The organism is Arcicella sp. (genome assembly GCF_964672035.1).
This window is the reverse complement of record NZ_CBABQS010000020.1, coordinates 40,931-64,415: the sequence shown is the minus strand read 5'-3', so window position 1 is coordinate 64,415 and position 23,485 is coordinate 40,931. Positions and strand designations below refer to the sequence as shown.

Here is a 23,485-nt window from a genome sequence, read left to right as displayed (position 1 = left end):
ATTTTAGGAATCAATGGCTTTGACCAAGACGGAATTAGTGATTCAGATTATGAAGTGGTACAGGTAAAAAAGGCGATGATGAAGGCTTCTAAACAATTAATTACGCCCATAATTTCAGAAAAATTAAATTCTACTTTACGTTTACAAGTTTGTTCACTGGATAAAGTGGATTATTTAATTACTGAACTTTCGCCTACCCATCAAATTTTAGAATCCTATCAATCAAAAGTTGGGTATATTCTTTGATTCTGAAATTCATTTGAAAATGATTTGACAAAAATTGGTTAATTTTGATAATACATTAAGTAAACGTTTAGGATTATATTTTTCCTAACTGTTAATTATCAACTGTTAATTAAAAAAATGTCCGTCCAAATTTCTCCAATTTCCGAAACTCTTCCTGCATTTTTGAATGCCAATCCATACACAAAAATTCAAGTAATTGTTGATGAAAATACCTTCAAATATTGTTATCCAACGATTAAGCCATTCTTAGGAAAACACAATTTAGTAAAAATTAAATCGGGTGAATCCGAAAAGAATTTAGACACTTGTCAGAAGATTTGGCAAGCCATGACCGATCATGAATTAGACCGTCATAGCTTAGTCATTGATTTAGGTGGAGGAGTCATCGGTGATATGGGAGGTTTTTGTGCTTCAACTTATAAAAGAGGCGTTGATTTTATCCAAATTCCAACCACCTTGCTTTCGCAGGTAGATGCCAGCGTAGGAGGGAAGTTAGGTATTGATTTTCAGGGATTTAAAAACCATATTGGCGTCTTTCATATTCCAAATACGGTATTAATTGATGCTGATTTTTTGAAGACTTTATCGTACAGCGAATTACGTTCTGGTTTTGCCGAAATAATTAAACATTGCTTAATTATGGACGGTAAAAAGTGGGAGGAAATCCGTAGAAAAGACTTTGAAGAACAAAACTTTACTGATTTAATTGCTCACTCAGTAGCCATAAAACAGCAAATTGTAGCGGAAGACCCCACAGAAAAAGGTCTTAGAAAAATACTAAATTTTGGACATACTTTGGGTCACGCCATTGAGACTTATTTCTTAGGAAAACCAAAACTCCATTTACTTCACGGAGAAGCCATAGCGGCTGGAATGATTTGCGAAGCCTTCATTTCTTTCAAACGTGGTATGATTGACCAAAAAACATTGGAGAATATCGAAGAATTCATTTTTTCAGTTTATGGAAAAGCCACCATCAAAGATTCTGACATTGAACTAATCATTGCTTTGACTTCACAAGACAAGAAAAATAAAGGAAAAGAAGTGAGATTTTCATTGTTGGAAGAAGCAGGAAAATGTGGATATGATATTTCGGTGTCGAAGATGGAGATGAAAAAGGCACTTGAATATTATCAATAGGAAGAAAGGTAAAAAGGAGGAATAGAGACAGTAAATCCATTCCTCCATTCCTCCTCAGTTTACTCTATCACCTTCGGAACTCTAAAATATTCGCCATCTTGCTTCGGAGCATTTTTTAAACCTTGTTCACGGCTGATGTTTGGAATGACTTTATCTTCACGCAAAGCGTTGATTTCCAGGCTCATGTGTGTCAGTGGCTTTATATTATCGGTATTAATTTCGTTTAATTCTTCCATCCAAGTCAATACTGAATTCAGCGAATCCATCATTTCTCTCTCGGCAGATTCGGGCAACTCTAAACGGGAGAGATGCGCTATTTTTTGTAGTGATTCTTTGTCTATGTTCATTTTTTCGATTTTTGATTCGGCCGACGTTTCGGTTCGATTTTCGGTTAAACCAAACCGAAGCGTAGGTCGCACCAAATATCGAAAACCAAGCATCGAAATTTACTCCCTATTCCTCAGTTTCTTATCATCCATATTTTTGTTCAAAAACTCATTAATTTTTTCAATATCAATCGAGCGATTAATTTCACCGAATGTATTGATGGAAATATCGAAACCTTCAAGGTCTTTGTGGACTTTGGGAAGTTCTTCTTTTTTAACTTCTTTTTTCTTAGCCATAGTTTTATTATTTATAATATCTCAGGCAATTCTGCCAAAGCCTTTTCTAATCTCAAATTAACTTCATCTTTACCCATAAGTTCCATCGAAAGCATCAAATCTGGTCCTGTTCCCGTTCCCATGATAGCGATTCTTAGCATCTGCATCATTTTGCCCATTTTTATGCCTAACTTTTCCAATTCATCACTTAAAGCGTGCTTGATTTCATCGGCAACAAAATTTTCAATATTTGGTAAAATATGCTTCAAAGCTGTGATGCCATTTTTCGCATCAACATTCCATTTTGAGGCAACAATTGCCACATCATAAGATGTTGGCGTTGTCAAAAGGCTTTGGGCTTCTTTGGCAATTTCTTGTGGAAACGTTACTCTTTCCTTGAATAGATGCGTTAATTTTATTGCCGTACCTAATTCATAATCAGGCAAATATGCTTTAGCCAACGCTTCATCCGAAGCTAATTTTAAATATTGCTGATTGTACCATTTTGCTTTATTTATGTCAAACTTTGCTCCTGATTTATTGATTTTTTCCAAAGAAAAGGCCGTAATTAAATCATCCATCGAAAACATTTCTTGCTCCGTTCCAGGATTCCACCCCAAGAAAGCTAAGAAGTTTACGAGTGCTTCTTTCAAATATCCCTCTTCTCTAAAACCAATGGCTTTTACACCGTCTGGCGTTGTCCAAGAGAGCGGGAAAATCGGAAATCCACCCGAATCTGCATCCCTTTTTGAGAGTTTTCCGTTGCCTTCTGGTTTCAATAAAAGGGGCAAATGGGCAAACTGAGGCATACTTTCCTCCCATCCAAAAGCACGATATAAGAGTACGTGCAAAGGGGCAGAAGGCAACCATTCTTCCCCACGAATAACGTGCGAAATCTCCATTAAATGGTCATCCACGGCATGAGCAAGGTGATACGTCGGCATTCCGTCCGACTTCATCAAAACCTTATCATCCACCGTTGAAGAATGTACCAAAACCCAATCACGGATAATATCTTTAAAACGAATTTCTTCTTTTGGTGGTACTTTAAAACGGATTACGAATGGAACACCCGCCTCAATTTTTGCTTTCGTTTCAGCTTCTGAAAGCGTCAAGGAATTATTTAATTTTGTTCTCGTTGCGGCATTATATTGGAAGGCTGAACCCTCACTTTCAAGTTTTTGACGTATCGCATCCAATTCTTCGGAAGTATCAAAAGCGTAGTATGCTTTCCCTGAATTGATTAATTGCATGGCATAATCCATGTACATTGCCTTACGTTCCGATTGGCGATAGGGGAAGTGTGGGCCACCAACGCCCACACCTTCGTCAATGGTAATGCCCACCCATGAGAGGGCTTCGATGATATATTCTTCGGCACCTTCTACAAACCGAGTTTGGTCTGTATCCTCGATGCGGAGCAACATTTTTCCGCCTAACTGTTTGGCTAATAGATAGTTATATAATGCTGTTCTGACCCCCCCAATGTGTAATCCGCCCGTTGGACTTGGTGCAAAACGTACTCTTACTGGTTTATTTGACATCTTAAATAATTTGTGATTTAGTGATTTGTGAATTGTGATTTTAGGAGAACAATTTTAACTCACACATCACAACTTAAAAATCACAACTATACTACTGCAATGCACGAAATTTCAACATTAACATCCTTTGGCAAACGAGCCACTTCAACGGTTTCTCTTGCGGGTGGATTTGTGGTAAAATATTCACCATAAACGCCATTAATTGCCACAAAATTATTCATGTCTTTTACGAAAATTGTGCATTTTACCACATTCTCGAAAGTCATGTTGGCGGCTTCCAAAATGGCTTGCATATTTTTCATTACCTGACGAGTTTCGTCTTCAATATTTGCTCCTGCCTCAACCAAAGCCAAAGCAATTTGCCCGGATACGTATAAAGTCCCGTTTGAAAGAACTGCTTGCGAATATGGACCAATAGCGGAGGGTGCTTTTTCAGTAAAAATGATTTGTTTCATCTTTTTTAGATTTGTTTTCTAATTTATTCTGCAAGTTACGAAATCAAGAGGGTTTTTATTAATTTATCAGTTTGTAATGGACTTAAAAATTAATTCAAACAAACTAATTTAATGCTTGTTTAATTATTATTGTAATCTAAATAAACAAAATGAAACTACGAGTATTCGACATATTCATAAAGACGCCCACTTGGATAACCGTTTTATTAGGCTTTATGCTACTAATTTGGCAGTATTTTCAGGGCACTTTATCCCAAAATATTCAAGTAATTTTCTTTGTTTCGTTGATACTTTTAACGGGCATTCCGCATGGTGCTTTAGACCATTTGATTCAAGAATCAACAGATAAAAAACTAAATAAGAAATATTATTTTTCTGGATTTATTATTAAATACGTCCTCATAATGGCTTTGTATGCCTTAACTTGGTTTTGGTTTTCTGGCCTGAGTTTGTTAATTTTTCTTATTATTTCAGCTTGGCATTTTGGTGAAACAGATTTAGAGAAAGTGCCCAAAAATGCTTTAATTTGGTCATTTACAAGGTTAATTTACGGGTTTTATATTTTAGGATTTATTCTTTTAACGCACATAAGTGAAGTTGAACCCATTGCAACTAAAATGGTAGGAAGTAATAATTTTGTTTTAATTTTTTGGAATTTTATTAACTTGAACGTCAAACAAATACTTTATCTATTGGGACTATCTTTCACCACAATTTTCATTGTTGCTCAATCAAAATATTTGATAGATTTTGATAAGATTAGAATTTTACGTCTTAGCCTAATCCTTGTTTTATCGGTCTGGCTACCTTTGTTGCCCGCCTTTGCGCTCTATTTTGGGGGTTGGCACGCCCTCTGTGCTTTTGATAATATTCACAATTATTTACGAAAAGATTATCCCACACTTTCGTTCAAGTTGGTATATTTAAAAACATTGCCTTTTACATTTTTGGCAATCGTATTCCTTTGTGCTTTCCTTTGGTACTGTAACATATACACTCAATTTTTTGACCCTTTCCCCATTCTATTCATTTTTATTTCTCTTATAACATTGCCTCACCTTATCATTGCTCATCAGATGAATAATGGCACGGAATAATTTTTTTTCATCTTTTTTAAAATAAATTGAACAAAAAGAATCAACATTAAGTTAAGTTAATTGAAATAGTTTAATTTCATATTTAAAAAGTCCATTAAAACCCAAACATTTACCATTATGAACACATTCAACATCCTCTTGAATGGTAATCTCCAAGCTGGTGATTACATCGGATTTACATTTTTCACAGGCTACATGTCTATGTTGGCAGCTTCAATCTTTTTCTTTGTTGAAAGAGGTGGCGTTTCGGACAAGTGGAAAACATCATTAACCATTTCTGGGTTGATTACTTTTATCGCCGCCGTTCACTACTTCTACATGAGAGGTATATGGTTAGAGACAGGAACATCCCCAACCCAATTCCGTTACATAGACTGGACTTTAACCGTTCCTCTGATGTGCGTTGAGTATTTCTTAATTTTGAAGCCAGCTGGTGCGAAAGGTGGAATGTTAGTGCGCTTATTAGCAGGTTCGATTTTGATGTTAGTTGCAGGCTACATTGGAGAAGCAGTTACTCCAGAAAGCAACGTGATGTGGGGAATTATCTCGACAGCCGGTTGGGCAGTGATCATCTATGAAATCTACTTGGGTGAGGCTTCTAAATTGGTAGCAACTTCAAACAACTCAGCGGTTGTTGAAGGTTACAAAGTGATGAGATGGTTTACATTAGTAGGCTGGGCAATCTATCCAATCGGATATTGCATGTTGCCAGGAAACATTCTTCATGGTTTAGTAGCAGGTGCTGACTTTACAAAAAGTTCACCAGTTGATTTAGCTTACAATATTGCCGATGCTATCAACAAGATTGGATTTGGTTTAGTGGTTTATACTATCGCTAAAAAAGCAACGGCGGCTGAACAAACTAAACTTGCGTAATCTTAATTACCAACCACAAGTAAAATTTCGAGTAAATAGTAAAGGCAGGGAATGGAACTCCCTGCCTTTTTCTATTGAACACAATTCGTAACATCCTCGAAAGAATTGTGAATTGTATTATCAACGTATAGCCTTTAAAAATCGTTTCCATTTTCGTTATTTATTTCTTGAATTACCTTCATTAGTACGATGAAAACAACGACACTTATTAGTAGGAATACCAAATATTTTCCACTAAAAAGTAATTCCAAACGATAGGAAGCATTGTGGAAAATGACAAAAATGCAGAATGTGAAGTAAAAAATACTCAGTAAAATGGAAGTGGTCTTGGTTTTCATTGGGAGATTTTTTAGGATTTATAAAACTTAAACAATTTCTATGGCTTAAAGTTTTGGCTTTAAAAAAATCGCTATCAATCATCAATAGAGGTTCCGTTTTTGAAACCCTTTTTCTAACTTTGTGAAATACATAAAACTTTCAAATGCTTCAAATCAACCATATCCACCACGTTGCCATCATTTGTTCTGATTATCAAAAATCAAAACATTTTTATACCGAAATCTTAGGGTTTAAAATTCAAAGCGAAGTTTATCGTGCTGAACGCCAATCCTATAAATTGGATTTATCGTTAAATGAACTTTATCAAATCGAATTGTTTTCATTCCCAAATCCTACCGCACGAGCTTCTCGTCCAGAGGCTTGTGGTTTGCGGCATTTAGCTTTTGAGGTAAATGATATTAATGAAACGAGGAATTGTTTATTGAGTCAAACTGTTGATTGTGAAGAGATTAGAATTGATGAATTTACGGAGAAAGCCTTCTTTTTTATTAATGACCCAGATAATTTACCAATTGAGTTTTATCAGAAGTAAATTGTTTGCCACTAAGCACCAATTTGTTTATGGGTGGAAATCATTCCATCACCATGGAATATTATTACGTGTATAATCGCAAAGAATTTAAAAGAATTACGTTGGATGATTTGTTTAAGAAAGGATACGACCAAAAAATTTTGATGATTGACGAAGAGAATTTTAGAAAACAAGAAGGGCTTAAACCTGCGGATAAATTAAGTGAAGAAGTAGGGTATTTCTTTGATAACCAGTGGTTTATCTTGAATGATAATTTCTTGCTTACTGAAAAAGGAATCAAATTTTTGTTTAATGTGTATGAAATAAAACCCTACGTTGCAGGAATTACGACTTTGGAAATTCCGTATCAACAATTGAAAGAAATCCTGAAATAAAAAAGAAATAAGCGGTAGTGTAATCATTTTGAAAGATTACACTACCGACTGTGTTGGTAAGCGGGAATTTAGGGTGAACAACTATTAATTTGCGATTTTAACACGTGAATGAAGGATTATAACTCGGATTCACTAAGTGCTTTCTGCTAAAAAAAGCGTTTTTTAGTAGAAAAAAATCTAATATTTATACCTAAGACATTCAGTAGAAGATATGCACCAAACGCTAAGAGACTGATAGCTAATATAGGAATGATGATATACATTTCTTAGAGATAAATTTATAATGCAAAGAAAACAACTTTTTTTAAAGAATTTTAGCGTAGAATTACCTAATTTACACTAAGAATATTAGCAAATAAATTATATTACCATTTGATAATTCTCAATCAGACAGTTAAGGATTGAACACTATACTTTCTTAAAAATTTGAGTGTCCGTTTTGAATAAAACCAGTAAAACGAATACATTCAGTTTGAAATTTATCTTTAATATTTTGTAAAAATTAATAAGCATGGAAATAATTACTTGGCAGGATTTTGAAAAAGTTGAACTTAGGGCAGGAACAATTATTGAGGTTAATGATTTTCCAAAAGCAAAAAAGCCAGCTTATCAGTTGAAAGTAGATTTGGGCGAAGAAATGGGTATTAAACAATCTTCCGCACAATTAACTAAACTTTATTCAAAAGAAGAACTTTTGGGCAGACAGATTTTATGCGTAACAAATTTTCCACCCAGACAAATTGCCAATTTTATTTCTGAAATCTTAGTAACAGGCTATATTTTACCAGAAGGTGAAGTTGTTTTATCATCTATTGAATGTGCCGTACCCAACGGTACAAGATTGGCGTAAAATTTCAGCATAAATTGTAACAATCTATTACTTAGTTAGTTATCTTTGCAGGAGATTTTAAACCTCAATTAAAATGAAACACAAACTGCTCTACACATTTTTCTTTTTTGTAATATTGACCACTACAACAGGCTTTGGTTTCTTGGAGTCTTCAACGATTATCCATGGACGTGAAAATCGTCAAATTAAAATTGATTCACTCAAAAATGCTTCCTACAATCTTCAATTTTCCAACCATCATTCTCTCGTAAAAAAAGAAGTTGAAAAACCTACAAGCGATCAAATTGCAAAATCTATTATCCAGTCGATTGTGAATTTGGTTAAAAATGTTACGCAAATCATAATTAATATTGTGGTTGAAGCGGGCAAGGTTATTTTAATGGCAATAATCAAGTTTTTTATTGGCTAAAACGCTTAATAACTCCTCTGTTTTTAGTTATAAAGCTTTCATAATCAAGATGGTGGCATGGAAATTGTAGTCTCTATTTGTTATGAGTCGTTTTGTCGTGTATCACGAAATAAGTTTCGTAAATTGGCGTTATTTCATGGGCAATAAGTTGTTAGTGTTGAGAAATACTTACTCTCTGAAACCAGTCAAAATTTATCATACACTAACATCACCGTTTTATGAAACTTCTATTTTCATATATATTGGTCATATACGTTACGTTCCCAATATTCGCTCAAAACCCCGAAGTTAAATTTGCTGGAGAACTTCGTAAAATAATGCTCGATGCTGATTTATCGACTAAAATTCGCTTAGATACACTCCCCCGAGAAAACCTTTTTGCTATCGGCGTAGTTGATAGTTTACAGGGAGAAATTTCCATTATCAATGGAAAAGCGCTTATCTCTTCGATAAAAGATACTTACATAAAAACGGATACTTCTTTGAATCATGGAGCGGCCATGTTGATATACGCTTATGTGAAAAATTGGAAAGTTATCACAATTGAACAAGATGTAAATGGTTTGGAAGAATTGGAATTATTAGTAAAAACATTGGCTTCTGAAAACGGAATTGATGCTTCCAGACCCTTCCCATTTATGGCAAAAACGTGGGTAAAAAATATGAGTTATCAGGTAATTGATTGGCAATCAGGCGTTTTACATACATCAGATACCCACAGTCAGTTTGCTCATGAATTGTGGCATTCTGCTTCTACTATCATGTTGGAGGGTTTTTATTCGGAGAATCATAAAGGAATTTATACAAATTACAATAGTAAAATTAATGTTCACGCAATTACCTCGGACCCGTTGACAGCAGGACATTTAGAAACGATTGAAACTTTTGGCAAGATTGCTATTTACTTTCCAGATTATTCTGGAATATCAAAGAATATTGCTGTAGAGGCGATGAAATTACAGGAATATTAAATGATTTGGGATTTTTGATTTAGCGATTTTGGATTTGCCATATATCGTTATTTAAAAATCGTAGATCGTAAATCAAAAAATGAACATAAAAATATCGACAAAAGTCAATCAGAGCCTTCCCAAAGTTTGGGAAGGCTTTAATTTAGCCTTATTTTCAAAATTAGCTCCGCCATTTCCTCCCGTAAAAGTCAAAGCATTTGGCGGATGTTTGAAAGGTGATAAAGTGCATTTGGAACTTAATTTTCTGCTTTTTAAGCAAGATTGGATTTCGGATATTATCGACCAAAAGCGAACAGAATCTGAAATTTATTTTATTGATGAAGGTACGAAGTTACCCTTCTTTTTGAGTTACTGGCATCATCGCCACGGCATGGTAAAAGATGGAGAAGGAACTATTATTATTGATGATATTACCTTCAAAACCCCCACTATCTTAACGGATTACCTATTTTTTCCATTGATGTATTTACAATTTTTATATCGAAAACCAATTTATCGTAAGGTTTTTGAGTAAAAACACTCGGTTTGCAGTACAAGCAGATAATGGTTATATTTGTTGAAATTAGCAATCAACCAATCTAAAAATCAATGAAATTAAACATTACCTGGAAAATCTTTATCGGCATGTCGCTTGGTATCATTGTTGGCTATATTCTCAACAAAACCTACCAAGACAATCCTGACTCGCTCAATTCTGCAAGTACTTATTTGAATCTTTTGAGTAAAATTTTCCTCAGAATGATTAAAATGATTATTGGACCACTAATTTTCTCAATTTTGACCGTTGGAATTGCCAAATTAGGCGATTTTAAATTAGTCGGAAGAATTGGCGCAAAAACGTTAGGGTATTTTTATTTCGCCACACTATTATCACTTTTGACTGGACTAATTGCCGTAAATATCCTTCGACCAGGCAGAATGATGCGCATTGATTTGCCATCGGTTGGAGCGGATACGGGAATTGAAGTGAAGAAAATGACGATGGAAAATTTTATTACGCACCTTTTCCCTCAAAGTTTTTTTGAAGCTTTAGCTACGAACGAAATTCTCCAAATTGTTGTATTTTCAGTATTCTTTGGAATTGCCACGGCTGCGATTGGCGACCACGGAAAAATCATCATCAAAGGGTTAGATGCCGTTTCGGAAGTGATGTTCAAAATTGTTTCTTACGTAATGGGATTTGCTCCTTATGGCGTTTTTGGTGCTGTGGCAGCGGTAATTGCCCAAAAAGGATTAGGCATTTTAGGTGGATATTTATATTTGATTGTTTGTTTTTTCGCTACGTTGGCTTTCTTTATTTTGGCAGTACTACCCACCATTTGTTTGTTCGTAAAAGTGCCTTATTGGAAACTTTTAGTTTATGTAAAAGACGCCCTTTTCTTATCTTTTAGTACCGCAAGTTCAGAGGCTTCAATGCCTTTGCAGATTGAGCAGTTAAAGAAATTTGGTGTATCTGAACGCATTGTGAGTTTCGTGTTGCCCTTAGGATATTCATTTAATTTGGATGGTTCGATGATGTACATGACCTTCGCTGTGGGCTTTATTGCACAGGCGTATGGCATTGAATTGACGATTGCGCAACAGGTTACGATGATGCTTACGCTCTTGGTAACGAGTAAAGGAATTGCGGGTGTGCCACGTGCTTCGCTGGTAGTTATTGCAGGAACGATGTCGATGTTTAATCTGCCTTCAGAGGGTTTAATTCTACTTTTTGCGGTGGATTGGTTATTGGATATGGGGCGTTCAGCAACCTCAGTAGCTGGAAATGCAGTAGCAACGGCAGTTGTAGCAAAGTGGGAAGGGGAATTGAATATGGTAGATTAAATATATAGCTCAAGTTAGACCACGGATTGTACAGATTTAACGGATTTACACGGATTAAGCATAAAAAATCTGTTGAAATCTGTTAAATCCGTGTCATCCGTGGTCTATTATTTTGTAAATAAAATATGTCATCACATCACGTTATACGGGACGAACAGGAGCCTGCTTTAATCATTGCCAATGGCGAAGCGTGCAGTTTTGAACTCATGGGCGAATTATTGGAATGGTCGCCGTTGGTGATTGTTTTGGACTCGGCGATTCATCGAGTATTAGAATTGAATATCAAGGTAGATGTGCTTTTAGGGGATTTTGATAGAGATTTTGATGCTGAAAATATTAGAAAAGAGCAGTATCCGATTGAAATCGTTTATACACCCGACCAAGACAAAACTGACCTTGAAAAAGCCTTTGAGTATCTTATCGGCCGTGGATTTCCTGCTGCAAATGTAGTTTGGGCAACGGGCCGACGAGCCGATCACACCATTACGAATATTACGAATATCGTCCGTTTCAGAGAGCAACTCAAAATTGTGATCATTGATGACTACTCGAAGATTTTTTTACTGCCGAAAACTTATGAAAAATGGTATCCAAAAGGTACGCCTATTTCATTAATACCCGTTGGAATAGCGACTGGAATTACAACTCAAAATTTAAAGTATTCTCTTGATAATGAAAACCTTACGATTGGTTATAGAACTGGAAGTAGCAATGAAGTTGAAGAAGATGGAATGATTAAAGTTATCTACGACGAAGGTGATTTATTGATGATGGAATGTGTGGATTTTGATGTTTGATGCGACCGTTGCACGGTTCGTAATTCGATGTTCATTTCCTGACATCGAACATCGAATTACGAACATCGAAAATCACTACTTCGATAAATCCATAATTTTCAAATATCTAACCTTCACTTTGCCGCCATTTGTAAACAAAGAAAAAATATTCGCTTTTTCGTCTGGATATATTAAACTCGTCATCGCAATTTGTCCATCATTGGCGAATACTTCTACCGATGATTTATCCACTAAAATCTTCAATTTCAAGGTTTTATCTTCAAATTTTAAATCAGCTTTTTCTATGGAAGGGAAATTTTCTTTAATAATTTGCCCCGATTTTCTTCGGTCAATGTATAATTGATGACTCACTACATCGTAACCAATAATGGTCTCTTGCAAATTTTTTTTATCATCCTTCTTGTCTTTTTTTTGTGCGATTTTTAATCCAAAATCTTTGGTAGATTTTATGCTAAATTCAACTTCAACCATGTAGGAATTATTGGCAAAAAGTGATGTGCCACTGATTTGCTTTTCTTTGGAAAGTACAAAATTTTCTTTCTCGAAAGTTAAATAATCTTTCTTCGGTTTTAAGGTTGTAATAGGTTCTTGAAAAAGCCTCAAACCACTGGGTGTTGACCGTAAATTTATATCTCTTGGAATGGCCATTTGCCCTTTCCAAGGAAATGTGGGCATCGCATCAGCATATTGCCAACTTGACATCCAGCCCAACAATATTTTCTGATTATTTGGAGCGTTGGTATAGGGAATTGCGGCATAAAAATCTTTGCCATAATCTACGTATAATTTCGTCTCGGGCGTATTGCTATTTTTGAATGTTGTTCCGTTAAATTCACCCACAAAATACTGCATTCCTTCAAATTTATCGTGTACGCCATTGGTTGAAACAAATAGTAACCATCTGGTATCTTGAGAATTACCATCGACTGGCATTTCAACTAAGGCAGGACATTCCCATATTTTACGCATCTCTCCCTGATTACCAAATTCACCCGTTCGAGTCCAATTTTTTAAGTTTTTTGAGGTAAAAAATATTACCTTAAATTCTTTTGGAAAAACTACACTCATTACCCATTGTTGGGTTTTTTCATGCCAAATTACGTGCGGGTCACGGAAGTCGGTCATTTGTAAATCGATGACTGGATTACCCGCATATTTGGTCCAAGTTGTACCATTGTCGTTGGAATAGGCAAGATATTGAGCCTCCTTTTTCCCATCGTGATAATCGGCCGTATAAAGGGCAACCCTACAAGGTTGATTACCTGTTTGAAAGCCACTTGAATTGTTCTTGTCAACCACCACACTTCCCGAAAAAATCCAAACGGAATCTTCTGGAATTGCCAAGGGAAGATGTTCCCAATCTACGAGATTTTTGCTTACAGCGTGTCCCCAACTCATGTGGCCCCAGTTATTTTTAAAAGGATTGTGTTGATAAAAAAGGTGATATTGTCCTTGATGATAAACTAAACCATTGGGGTCATTGGTCCAGTTTTTAAGGGGAGAAAAATGATAATTTGGTCGCCAATGCGGGGTTTCTTTGGGCGTTTGACTAAAAGACAAAAAGGGTAAAAAAGGTAAAAATAGGGAAAGTAGGTATGATTTTTTCATGTTAGATTTTACTCATGGCATGACTCAAAGTCATGCCATGAGTTGTTTAGTATTAAAGATTTACTTTTATAAATATTTTTCAACAACTAATTCTACCCCATCAAAAACCGCAAAATGATAGCTATTTTCATCATCATACGCCCACTGACCGAGGTTTATATATCGACTATTGTCACTCACGGGTAAATCTAACAACAAATGTCGATGCCCAAAAATGTAGAAATCGTGGTGTTTTAGGGCTTCTTGTTCTTTGGCAAAACTCCACAGCCATTCGCTATCACCCCTAAATTGCAATTCTCGTTTGATGCGTTCTTCGTCTTTTCTACTGCCCGACCACCACGTAGCCAACGAAATCCCTACTTGTGGGTGAATCCAGCCAAAAGCCCATTGCGAGAGTTTACTTTCAAATACTTTCTTTAAATATTTATAGCCAAAATCGCCAGGCCCTAAACCATCTCCGTGAACGATATAGAAAGTTTTGGGTAGAAGGCCTACATTACTGCCAACCGAATACTCCTGAAAATCTCGATAAACCTTTATGCCCATTTCTTTCGTAAAATAATCGAACATCCAAATATCGTGATTACCCGAAAAAATAATGATTTCTATCCTTAAATCTGATAATTCTGCCAATTTACCCAACAAACGGACGTAGCCTTTTGGAACAACATTTTTGTATTCGAACCAAAAATCAAAAATATCTCCTACTAAGAAAATGACTTGTGCATCATTTTTAATAGCCTCAAGCCAGGCAACGATTTTTCGTTCACGGGCGAGACTGGATTGATGGTCGGGATAGCCCAAATGGAAATCTGAGGCAAAATATATTTTTTTATCTTTCTGTAAATTAATAGAAGTCATACATTTTTTATGGCTAAAAACTGGATAATTGTCCAATCTTTCATGCCCAAAGATACGGAAATTTACTGGTGCATAAAAAAGGGAGATTTCGTAAAAACGAAACCTCCCGAATCATAACTTAAATAGGATTTTTTTTAAAGTGATTTTCTCAATATCATTTCCATCGAAACGTTCACACTTTGGCGTTTGCCACCGAGAATCATTTCTGCGGCTAATTTGCCAATTTCTTTTGGCTTTGAAGAAATAATACTGATTCCTCCCGCCAAAATTTCTTTATAACAAGAGTCATTCAACGAAATTATTCCTACTTGTTTTCCTAATTCAAATTCCTGATTTTGAACAGATTTGATGACTGCTACTAAATCGGCATCATCCATTGTGAGATAAACGTGGCCTTCTTCAACTTCTTCATCTTGGAAACCATCCAACACTTGAAAATCATAGTGATTGATTTCACAGAAATTTCTAAAACCTGTCATTAATGCTGAATCAAAATATTCTTCTTCCGTCAACACTAAGTTCAAAGTTTTATATTTTTTGAAATGTTTGGCATTTTGTTGTAAAACATTAAAAAGTTCATCCCCCGAATTACATAAAATAGAAGAATTTATATGTTGTAAAGCCGGCATTGATTGTTCAAGAAAAATCAATCTTTCGCCCGTAATCTTCTTTAAACACTTTATATTTTCTTCGGTTTCCTCAATTAGGTGAGGCATAATGACATAGTAATGATAATTGCCAAGATGATTATTGATGATTTCCCTAAAATTTTCGCTTTTATAATTGTACGTAAAAATATCAACGGCTACTTCTTTACCCGCAAAATTGACAAACGCATTGAAAATAGCTTTATTATTTTCCGTAATTTTTCCGACTAAAAACAAAATTTTGGTCTTGGTTTTAGCCGATTTTCCAGAAATAAAATATCCTTTTCTGAATATTGAAGTGATAACACCCAAGCGATGAAGCTCTGAGTATGCTCGCTCAACGGTATCACGTGAAAGATAACATTCCTCACTTGCTTCATTGATTGAAGGCAGTCTTTCACCAGTTTGTAAATTGCCTTTTTCAATATCTATCAATAAGGTATTCACTAATTGTTGATACTTTGGAGTTTTGGAATCTTGCTTTGCCTGAGCAAAGTTTCTGAATGTTGTTATCATAATAAAAGGGTCGTGTTGGTAAACTTTTGAAATTTATAAGGCAATTTTTACGAAGATTAAAAGCGATAAAAAAAACGATTGCGATGCTGGTAAATTTATAAAAAATACCTCGCAGGGCTAAAACATTATTGATTTTATCTATAAAAAAGGACTTTTAAAATTCATCAATTTTGTTAAATTTTATATTGAAATAATACAGTTTTTCTTATATAAAATTACGCCTAAAAAAATGAAACAATTAGCATATTTCTTTCAATCTTTAGTACAAATCTTGCAAAATCGCTTTAAATTGCCACTACTGTCCTGTTATACCCTGCTTTGAGGTATCTGTACAAGACAGGATATTTATCATTAGTACAAATTGTTATTTAGTTTTAAAATTATAATTCTGTGAATAATCCATTAGCCATTTCTATAAAAAATACCGAAAAAACTGTCTTGAAAGTGTTACTCATTTTCAATAGGCTCAGTGATTATCGCAATGAAATCTACGATGGATTTTTGTTACAGTTCGGCGGTAGAGCTTCGGTAGATTTATACATTCATTCTATTTCTAATCAAAACTCTTTGCACTTTGCCGAGGTCATTCGAGAGAAAAAAAATCATTATGATTTCGTGGCTATTATGTTGCACGCAACGCATATAAATGAAGATATTTTAAAGACGGTAAATAGTATTCCCAAAGAAAAATTATTGATTTTGGATAAGCGAAATGAGTTTATTCGGGGAAATTATGCTTGTGTTTATCAAGATTTTGAAGCGGATATTTATGAAGTACTTTCAAAAGCTGCCAACTTAATACTCAAGTACAAAACCTTGAACTTTGTCATTCAGGAAAAATATTTTTATTCGTTGGCAATCATGGAAGGCGTAACTCGCTTTGCCATTGAAAATAATTTAAGGTATAATATTTACACAGAAATAGACGCTGAAATAATCCGTAAAAATGAGGCTTATTTGGTTTTATCTGAACGCTTTTTAACGGAAATATTAAAGTATTGTCATGCTCAAAATCTGAAAATTGGGCTTGATATTGGCATTTTATCCTACAATGAAACGCCCGTAAAAGAAGTGCTTTCGGGCGGAATTACCGTGGTTACTACCGACCATTTTCAATTGGGAAAAACAGCCGCTGACCTTATTCTGAACGGTAAAAAAGAACATATCCGAAATCCGTTTTTGTTTATTCAGAGAAATTCCCTTTAATTGTGTTTTAATTTTAACACAATATCTTTCTGTGGACAATATCTCATTCATTATCAATCAATTAGCCGAAGACCGTGAGCAATATTTTAATGCGGTTGCTCCGCCAATTATTCAAACTTCCAACTTTGCTTTCAAAGATTTTAAATCACTCCGAGAAACTTTTGAAGATGAGTTTTCCGGCGAATATATTTACACAAAATCCAGAAATCCGACGGTTGATATTTTGCGAAAAAAAATAGCGGCCTTGCAAGGTTCAGAAGATGCTTTGGTGACAAATTCGGGAAGTTCAGCCATTTTTTGCAGTATTTTGGCCAATGTAAAAGCTGGCGACCATCTAATTTCCGTAGCCCAACCTTATTCATGGGCGGCACGAATGTTTGAAGTGGTTTTGCCAAGATTCAACATTACGCATACCTACGTGGATGGGCGGGATATTCAGAATTTTGTGGATGCTTGTCGGTCAAATACCACGCTGATTTATTTAGAATCGCCCAATTCATGGGACTATCAGCTGCAAGATTTACAAGCAGTTGCGGATTTTGCCAAGTCCAAAAATATTACAACAATCATTGATAATTCATACTGTTCACCGCTCTATCAAAAACCACATGAATTCGGTATTGATTTGTGCTTGCATTCTGCCACAAAATATATTGCTGGCCATTCGGACACGGTTGCTGGGGTAATTACTGGTTCAAAAGAACGAATTAAGAAGATTTTTGATTCGGAATTATCCAATTCTGGAACGAGCCTTTCGCCTTTCAATGCTTGGCTATTAATTCGGGGATTACGGACTTTGGAAATTCGATTACAACGCATTTCCGAAACGACTTTAAAGGTGGTAGATTTCTTGAAAAATCATCCTAAAATTGAGAGAGTTATTTTTCCATTCGATGAATCATTTCCGCAGTTTGAATTAGCGAAGAAACAAATGACTGGCGCTTGTGGATTATTAACGATTATTCTTCAACCAATCGATTGTCAGGATATTGAACTTTTTGTTGTATCCTTAAAAAACTTTTTATTAGCGATAAGTTGGGGAGGACACGAGTCTTTAATTATGCCCAAAGCTGCTGGAATGAAGCCCGAAGATTATGACAAAAATAACCCAAAACATCGGATGGTCAGGTTGTATATTGGCTTGGAAGATGCTGATTTTTTGATAGATGATTTGAAGAATGCGTTGGAGTTTATAAAGTAGGCAGTTTTGAGTAGGCAGTAGGCAATGAAATGGAACTCATCTAATTTAAAAGTTATTTTCACTGTCTACTGTCTACTGTCTACTGTCTACTGTCTACTAAATTTTCTCCTTACTTTTCCAATAAAAATAGAAAGGTAATCCCGTTGCCATTAATCCTAAACCAATTAAAGCTTCTTGTGGTTTTTGCATTAAGGTATTTATAATCAATGCAATACAGAATAAAATAAAAATCGCAGGTACAACTGGATAACCAATTACTTTGTAGGGACGGGGAGCATTTGGCATTTTTTTACGCAACACAAAAACGCCAAAAGCCGTTGCTCCATAGAAAATGAAAGCGGCAAAGACCAACATATCCGTCAGTTGGTCGAACGTACCCGAAAGCACCAGAAGCGAGGTCCATATTGCTTGAATAAATAAGGCTCTTGAAGGCGTATTATATTTTGGGTGAATGTAATCTACACTTTTGAAAAACATCTTATCGTTCGCCATCGCATAAAATAACCTCGAAGCCAAAAGAATAGTGGTACTCGTACAATTAAAAGTAGCAACTAAAATAAGGCAAGAAATTAAAAGCCCACCCGAAGAACCTAAAAAGTGATTCACAACGGCGACGGCAGCAATACCATTTTTGGATTCATAAATATTAATAAACTCATCAATTGGAAGAATATAGAGATAAACAAAATTCATCAGCAAGTAAATTGCCATGACTCCCAATGTTCCAACAATCAGTGCTAAGGGCAAATTACGTTGCGGATTCTTCATTTCTCCGCCAATAAATCCTACACTCGCCCAACCTTCATAACCCCAAAAGGCACTTAAACAAGCCAATGCCAAAGCCTTGAAAAGCGTTGAACCGTTCATCGCATTTGGGTCATATTTAATACTATTGGTGGTGATGTTATCTATGCTTCCAACGCTCGAAGTTAAGCCTAACACGATGATTATCAGCATGGTAAGAACCATTAAAGCGGTTAGGATTCTACTTAGGTTTTCCCCTAATTTTAAGCCCCTGTAATTAAAATAAGTCAGGATGAAAATCAAGGAAATGGCCACAAGTTTAACACTTAAATTATCGAAAAGATGCAAGCCCAAAAAGCTAAAATCAGCTAAGGCTTTAGCGGTTTCGGGGAAGGCAACTAAACTATTTAATGATTGTGAAAAAACGTAGGCAACAGAAGCAATGGAGGCGGTACGAATTACGGCAAAGTTTGTCCAACCAAAAAGGAAAGCGAAAAAGCGATTATAGATTTTACGAAAATAAACAAACTCTCCGCCCGAATCTGCAAGCATACTGGCAACTTCAGCATTAGAAAGTGTTCCCGCCAAACTAATCAAACCTGCCAATAGCCAAGCTACTAATACCAAAACGGGCGATTGCAATTCTGCCGACATTGCAGCAACTTTTTTGAAAACACCCGTCCCTATCACGGAACTGATAATGAGAACAATAGCGGAGGTTAATCCAATGGTGCGAACTAATTGTCCTTGATTTTCAGAAGATTTCTGCATGAAGTGGTTTTTGGGTTTATAAACGCTCATACAAATTAAGGATTTATCATGGCTTTACAAAACCCTTCTGGTTCATTTCGGTAATTTTCATCATTAAGTTTTATTACTTTCTCCCAACAGGTGTTTTCTCAATCTGAAAATTAGATAATTGTATAACACAAAATGCCGTGATAAGTATTTTTAAAAATTCAAACACTTATTTTAGTCATTAGATTATTTTTTACTAAATTTGTAACCAATAATAGACATCCATAGATTTATAAAAATGAGAAAACTACTACCTTTCATCTTCATTTTATATGCTTTCACCGCCATATCTCAGAAAATAAATGAGTCTTACCAGTTCCGTATTAAACCCATAACGTCTAACATAAATATTGATGGAATATTAGACGATGAGGCTTGGAAAAATACCGATGTAGCCAAAGATTTTTGGCTAAAATTTCCCACTGATACCGCTCGTGCCAACAATCAAACCGAAGTCAGATTGACTTACAATGACAATTTTTTGTACGTATCTGCCATTTGTTTTAAGGCGAATGATGGAAAACTTGCTACCGTTGAATCCATGAAAAGGGATTATGTAATTCAGAATAATGAAAGTTTTCAAATCATCCTTGAGCCTTTTAATGATTTGACCAATGGGATTATTTTTGGGGTAAATGCCGCTGGAGCTCAATTGGAAGGGCTTATCTCAGAAGGACAAGTTTTAAATTTGAATTGGGATAATAAGTGGTATTCTCAAACCAAATATCTTTCTGACCGTTGGATTGTTGAAATGGCAATTCCTTTCAAAACGTTGAGATATAAAAATGATGTTTCAAATTGGGGAATTAATTTTAGCCGAAATTATCCTAATCAAAAAGAGGTTTCTGTTTGGACAAAAGTGCCACGGCAATACAGTGCTTTGTCGCTTGCTTTCACGGGTATGATGGCGTGGGAAACGCTTCCTCCTTCGCCCAAAGCCAATATTTCGATTATTCCTTATGCACTTGGAGGCATTAACAAAGATTTTCAAAGTAATACAAATGCTACTTTCAGAAAAGATTTTGGCGGAGATGCTAAAATCGCACTTTCGTCAGCGTTGAATTTGGATTTAACCCTTAATCCCGATTTTTCCCAAGTGGACGTTGACCGACAAGTAACCAATTTGAGTCGTTTTGAATTGTTCTTTCCTGAACGCCGTCAGTTCTTTTTAGAAAATGCTGATTTGTTTAATAACTTTGGATTGGACGGTCTTCGTCCGTTCTTTTCCCGAAGAATTGGTTTGGGCGTTCCCATCACTTATGGCGTAAGAGTTAGCGGAAAACTCAATAGCAATCTTCGTATCGGAGCGATGAATATCCAAACGGGTTCGCAGGATTTGACCGATAGCACCAAGCGTCCTAATCAAAACTTTACGACTTTGGTTTTGCAACAAAAAGTTTTCAAACGTTCAAGCGTAGGAATGATGTTTTTGAACAAAGAATCTTTAAGTTTTAGGGAGAAAACAAATAGTGGATTCACCGATTTTAACCGAAATTTAGGCTTTGAATATAATTTAGCTTCTGCCAACAACGCATGGACGGGCAAGGCAATGCTGATGAAGTCTTTTAGTCCCAAAATAACGGGCGAAGATGTAATGCAGGGATATAATCTACAATATGCTTCTTTGCATTGGTTAGTGAATATTCAGCACGAAAATGTAGGAATAAATTATACACCAGAAATGGGTTATGTGCCACGCAGAGGATATTATCGGATTGCAGCACCCGAGATTACGTATATTCATTATACTAAAAATCCAGCTAATAAAGTTCTTTATCACGCTCCGATTTGTGCTTTCGATTATTACTGGAATACGAATGGAGAAAGGACTGATGCAATCAATATTTTTGCGTATCAATTTGCCACCAAAGGAGGAAGTCAATTATTTACGAGTTTACAAACCAATTATTATAAACTTCAATACGATTTTGACCCGACCAACGAAGGAAATATTGATGTACTAAAGGTAAATAGTGAACATCGTTACAAGACTTTTAGTATGGATTATATATCTTCCGCCCGAAAAAAATATACGACAAATTTCTCTGGTTCTTACGGTAGATATTTTGGAGATGGACAATTACTAACATTGTCCACAACGTTGGGTTATCGTTTTCAGCCTTACGTGAATATTTCAGCCAATATTAATTACGTGGATATTAGCGAGGTGAAAGTTCCAGTGGCTGGACAAGCGGATAAAGTTGTCAAAACGCACTTTTTCTTGGTGAGTCCCAAAATTGATGTCACGTTTACTAATAAATTATTCTGGACGATATTTGTTCAATATAACGAACAACGTCACAACATAAATATCAATAGTCGTGTGCAATGGCGCTACAAACCTGCTTCGGATATTTTCTTGGTTTATACGGACAATTATTTCCCGAATAGTTACGAAATTAAAAATCGTGCCTTGGTTTTGAAAATGACTTATTGGTTGAATCTTTGAAGAATTAATAGTTGATTTTGAATCGTTAATCGTTAGTTTTGGATTAATTTTACGGTAAATAAATCCAAAACATCTTGTCAGTACTTCTTTACAATCTCTCCATTTATGGGTATCAGTTCATCATTTGGCTGGTTAGTCCTTTTAATCAAAAGGCAAAACTACGGATTTCGGATTTGGGATTTTCGATTGCTGATTTTGAAAAAAAACTGAAAACAATATCGGCCACCGACTTAAATCTGAAATCTGAAATCGAAAATCCAAAATCTGTTGCTTGGTTTCACTGCGCATCTTTAGGCGAATTTGAACAAGGACGGCCCGTTATTGAAAAATTTAGAGAAACATTTCCGGCTTATAAAATCGTGCTGAGTTTCTTTTCGCCTTCTGGCTATGAAGTGCGTAAGGACTACGCAGGAGCTGATTTTATTTGTTACTTACCTTCGGATACACCTTCAAATGCAAAAGATTTTATCGAAAAAATAAATCCTTCCATTGTGTTTTTTGTGAAGTATGAATTTTGGTATAATTATCTCCGAATCCTTCACGAAAAGCAAATTCCCGTTATTTCTTTCTCCGCTATTTTCAGACCTAATCAAATATTTTTTAAATGGTACAGTGGTTTTTATCGAAATATTTTAACGTATTTTGATCATATTTTTGTGCAGAACCAAGCATCTTTAATATTATTGCAAAATATTGATATTCAGTATGTTACGGTAGGTGGCGATACTCGTTTTGACCGTGTAAAACAAATTGCGGATGCTCGAAAATCATTGCCGATTATTGAACAATTCAAGGATGGAAAACCTTTATTAATCATTGGTTCATGTTGGCAAGAAGATTTTGCGGTAATTGTTCCATTTTTGAATAATTTTACAAAAGATTTAAAAGTAATCATCGCCCCACACGAAATCCGTGAAGCGGAGATTGAACATTGGCGGAAAGAGTTGAAAGGAAGTAGTATTAGATATTCTGAGATTAGTGCGAATACCTTTTTTACGAACCCCCAAACACTAATCCCTAATACCTTATTTATCGACAATATTGGCATGTTATCCTCGCTTTATCAATACGCTGATTTTGCGTGGATTGGAGGGAGTTACGGCAAAGGATTGCATAATATTTTGGAAGCGGCAACGTTTGGATTACCAATATTTTTTGGCGATAAAAATTATCAAAAATTTCAAGAAGCTGTTGACTTAGAGAAACTTATGGGTGCAAAAACGATTGAGAATACCAATGAATTTTCGTTAGAATTTGAGAAATTATACGATGATACAGTCTTAAGAAATCAAAAATCGGATATTATTAAAAAATACGTGGAGGAGAATTTAGGCGGGACGGATAAGATTATTAAATATGTAAAGGGATTAGGGATTAAGTAAAAGAGATTGACGGTAAG

General features: G+C 35.4%; 24 protein-coding genes and 1 pseudogene. 16 read left to right on the top strand and 9 right to left on the bottom strand.

Features of this window, described 5'->3' with window-relative positions:
- Positions 1–246 (top strand): annotated as a pseudogene (locus AC1W31_RS08055) (DeoR/GlpR family DNA-binding transcription regulator); the annotation flags it as partial.
- A 117-nt stretch (positions 247–363) separates the two neighbouring features.
- Complete coding sequence (gene aroB, locus AC1W31_RS08050) at positions 364–1,386, top strand: 3-dehydroquinate synthase (protein ID WP_481733911.1); 1,023 nt, start codon at positions 364–366, stop codon at positions 1,384–1,386.
- Positions 1,387–1,445: 59 nt separating this feature from the next.
- Here the strand turns inward: aroB and gatC are convergent, their stop codons facing one another.
- From gatC to AC1W31_RS08030, 4 genes are all read right to left on the bottom strand, one after another.
- Positions 1,446–1,733: an Asp-tRNA(Asn)/Glu-tRNA(Gln) amidotransferase subunit GatC gene (gene gatC / locus AC1W31_RS08045; RefSeq protein ID WP_481733910.1), complete on the bottom strand. Its 288-nt coding sequence runs from the start codon at positions 1,731–1,733 to the stop codon at positions 1,446–1,448.
- Positions 1,734–1,832: 99 nt separating this feature from the next.
- Positions 1,833–2,009: a hypothetical protein gene (locus tag AC1W31_RS08040; protein ID WP_481733909.1), complete on the bottom strand. Its 177-nt coding sequence runs from the start codon at positions 2,007–2,009 to the stop codon at positions 1,833–1,835.
- A gap of 11 nt (positions 2,010–2,020) precedes the next feature.
- A complete protein-coding gene (gene gltX, locus AC1W31_RS08035) occupies positions 2,021–3,532 on the bottom strand; it encodes a glutamate--tRNA ligase (RefSeq protein WP_481733908.1) in 1,512 nt (503 codons plus the stop codon).
- Between the two features lie 86 nt (positions 3,533–3,618).
- On the bottom strand, positions 3,619–3,987 hold the full coding sequence (locus AC1W31_RS08030; protein WP_481733907.1) for a Rid family detoxifying hydrolase: 369 nt from the start codon (positions 3,985–3,987) through the stop codon (positions 3,619–3,621).
- Between the two features lie 149 nt (positions 3,988–4,136).
- On the opposite strand from AC1W31_RS08030, the gene AC1W31_RS08025 reads away from it, so the two are divergent.
- Together AC1W31_RS08025 and AC1W31_RS08020 are read left to right on the top strand one after the other, a co-directional pair.
- A complete protein-coding gene (locus AC1W31_RS08025) occupies positions 4,137–5,084 on the top strand; it encodes a Brp/Blh family beta-carotene 15,15'-dioxygenase (RefSeq protein WP_481733906.1) in 948 nt (315 codons plus the stop codon).
- A 117-nt stretch (positions 5,085–5,201) separates the two neighbouring features.
- Positions 5,202–5,960, top strand: a complete 759-nt coding sequence (locus tag AC1W31_RS08020; protein WP_481733905.1) for a bacteriorhodopsin-like — start codon at positions 5,202–5,204, stop codon at positions 5,958–5,960.
- A gap of 134 nt (positions 5,961–6,094) precedes the next feature.
- On the opposite strand, the gene AC1W31_RS08015 is transcribed toward AC1W31_RS08020, so the two are convergent.
- Entirely contained in the window at positions 6,095–6,298 is a 204-nt protein-coding gene (locus AC1W31_RS08015) for a hypothetical protein (RefSeq protein ID WP_481733904.1), read from the bottom strand.
- A gap of 143 nt (positions 6,299–6,441) precedes the next feature.
- Between AC1W31_RS08015 and gloA2 the strand changes: the two genes are divergently transcribed.
- The 8 genes from gloA2 (at position 6,442) to AC1W31_RS07975 (ending at position 12,056) form a co-directional block, all read left to right on the top strand.
- Positions 6,442–6,831 (top strand): SMU1112c/YaeR family gloxylase I-like metalloprotein, encoded by a 390-nt coding sequence (gene gloA2, locus AC1W31_RS08010; protein WP_481733903.1) that lies wholly within the window; start codon positions 6,442–6,444, stop codon positions 6,829–6,831.
- Positions 6,832–6,860: 29 nt separating this feature from the next.
- A complete protein-coding gene (locus AC1W31_RS08005) occupies positions 6,861–7,205 on the top strand; it encodes an RsiV family protein (protein WP_481733902.1) in 345 nt (114 codons plus the stop codon).
- A gap of 511 nt (positions 7,206–7,716) precedes the next feature.
- Positions 7,717–8,055 carry a tRNA-binding protein gene (locus AC1W31_RS08000; RefSeq protein WP_481733901.1) on the top strand — a complete coding sequence of 113 codons (339 nt, stop codon included), beginning with the start codon at positions 7,717–7,719 and terminating at the stop codon, positions 8,053–8,055.
- A 73-nt stretch (positions 8,056–8,128) separates the two neighbouring features.
- Positions 8,129–8,464: a hypothetical protein gene (locus AC1W31_RS07995; protein ID WP_481733900.1), complete on the top strand. Its 336-nt coding sequence runs from the start codon at positions 8,129–8,131 to the stop codon at positions 8,462–8,464.
- A 218-nt stretch (positions 8,465–8,682) separates the two neighbouring features.
- On the top strand, positions 8,683–9,435 hold the full coding sequence (locus AC1W31_RS07990; protein WP_481733899.1) for a hypothetical protein: 753 nt from the start codon (positions 8,683–8,685) through the stop codon (positions 9,433–9,435).
- A gap of 79 nt (positions 9,436–9,514) precedes the next feature.
- Positions 9,515–9,949 carry an SRPBCC family protein gene (locus tag AC1W31_RS07985; RefSeq protein WP_481733898.1) on the top strand — a complete coding sequence of 145 codons (435 nt, stop codon included), beginning with the start codon at positions 9,515–9,517 and terminating at the stop codon, positions 9,947–9,949.
- 74 nt (positions 9,950–10,023) lie between these two features.
- Complete coding sequence (locus tag AC1W31_RS07980) at positions 10,024–11,259, top strand: dicarboxylate/amino acid:cation symporter (protein WP_481733897.1); 1,236 nt, start codon at positions 10,024–10,026, stop codon at positions 11,257–11,259.
- Between the two features lie 125 nt (positions 11,260–11,384).
- Positions 11,385–12,056 (top strand): thiamine diphosphokinase, encoded by a 672-nt coding sequence (locus tag AC1W31_RS07975; protein WP_481733896.1) that lies wholly within the window; start codon positions 11,385–11,387, stop codon positions 12,054–12,056.
- Between the two features lie 75 nt (positions 12,057–12,131).
- Here the strand turns inward: AC1W31_RS07975 and AC1W31_RS07970 are convergent, their stop codons facing one another.
- From AC1W31_RS07970 to AC1W31_RS07960, 3 genes are all read right to left on the bottom strand, one after another.
- Positions 12,132–13,664: a glycoside hydrolase family 32 protein gene (locus AC1W31_RS07970; protein ID WP_481733895.1), complete on the bottom strand. Its 1,533-nt coding sequence runs from the start codon at positions 13,662–13,664 to the stop codon at positions 12,132–12,134.
- 66 nt (positions 13,665–13,730) lie between these two features.
- On the bottom strand, positions 13,731–14,525 hold the full coding sequence (locus AC1W31_RS07965; RefSeq protein WP_481733894.1) for a UDP-2,3-diacylglucosamine diphosphatase: 795 nt from the start codon (positions 14,523–14,525) through the stop codon (positions 13,731–13,733).
- A gap of 134 nt (positions 14,526–14,659) precedes the next feature.
- Positions 14,660–15,688 (bottom strand): GntR family transcriptional regulator, encoded by a 1,029-nt coding sequence (locus AC1W31_RS07960; protein WP_481733893.1) that lies wholly within the window; start codon positions 15,686–15,688, stop codon positions 14,660–14,662.
- A 390-nt stretch (positions 15,689–16,078) separates the two neighbouring features.
- Between AC1W31_RS07960 and AC1W31_RS07955 the strand changes: the two genes are divergently transcribed.
- Together AC1W31_RS07955 and AC1W31_RS07950 are read left to right on the top strand one after the other, a co-directional pair.
- Positions 16,079–16,894, top strand: coding sequence for a hypothetical protein (locus tag AC1W31_RS07955; protein ID WP_481733892.1), 816 nt, complete (start codon positions 16,079–16,081; stop codon positions 16,892–16,894).
- Positions 16,895–16,925: 31 nt separating this feature from the next.
- Positions 16,926–18,095: a trans-sulfuration enzyme family protein gene (locus AC1W31_RS07950; RefSeq protein ID WP_481733891.1), complete on the top strand. Its 1,170-nt coding sequence runs from the start codon at positions 16,926–16,928 to the stop codon at positions 18,093–18,095.
- Between the two features lie 96 nt (positions 18,096–18,191).
- Here the strand turns inward: AC1W31_RS07950 and AC1W31_RS07945 are convergent, their stop codons facing one another.
- On the bottom strand, positions 18,192–19,610 hold the full coding sequence (locus AC1W31_RS07945; protein ID WP_481733890.1) for an APC family permease: 1,419 nt from the start codon (positions 19,608–19,610) through the stop codon (positions 18,192–18,194).
- Positions 19,611–19,875: 265 nt separating this feature from the next.
- On the opposite strand from AC1W31_RS07945, the gene AC1W31_RS07940 reads away from it, so the two are divergent.
- Together AC1W31_RS07940 and AC1W31_RS07935 are read left to right on the top strand one after the other, a co-directional pair.
- Positions 19,876–22,086 carry a DUF5916 domain-containing protein gene (locus tag AC1W31_RS07940; protein WP_481733889.1) on the top strand — a complete coding sequence of 737 codons (2,211 nt, stop codon included), beginning with the start codon at positions 19,876–19,878 and terminating at the stop codon, positions 22,084–22,086.
- A gap of 74 nt (positions 22,087–22,160) precedes the next feature.
- Positions 22,161–23,468: a 3-deoxy-D-manno-octulosonic acid transferase gene (locus AC1W31_RS07935; protein ID WP_481733888.1), complete on the top strand. Its 1,308-nt coding sequence runs from the start codon at positions 22,161–22,163 to the stop codon at positions 23,466–23,468.
- The last annotated feature ends 17 nt before the right edge of the window (positions 23,469–23,485 follow it).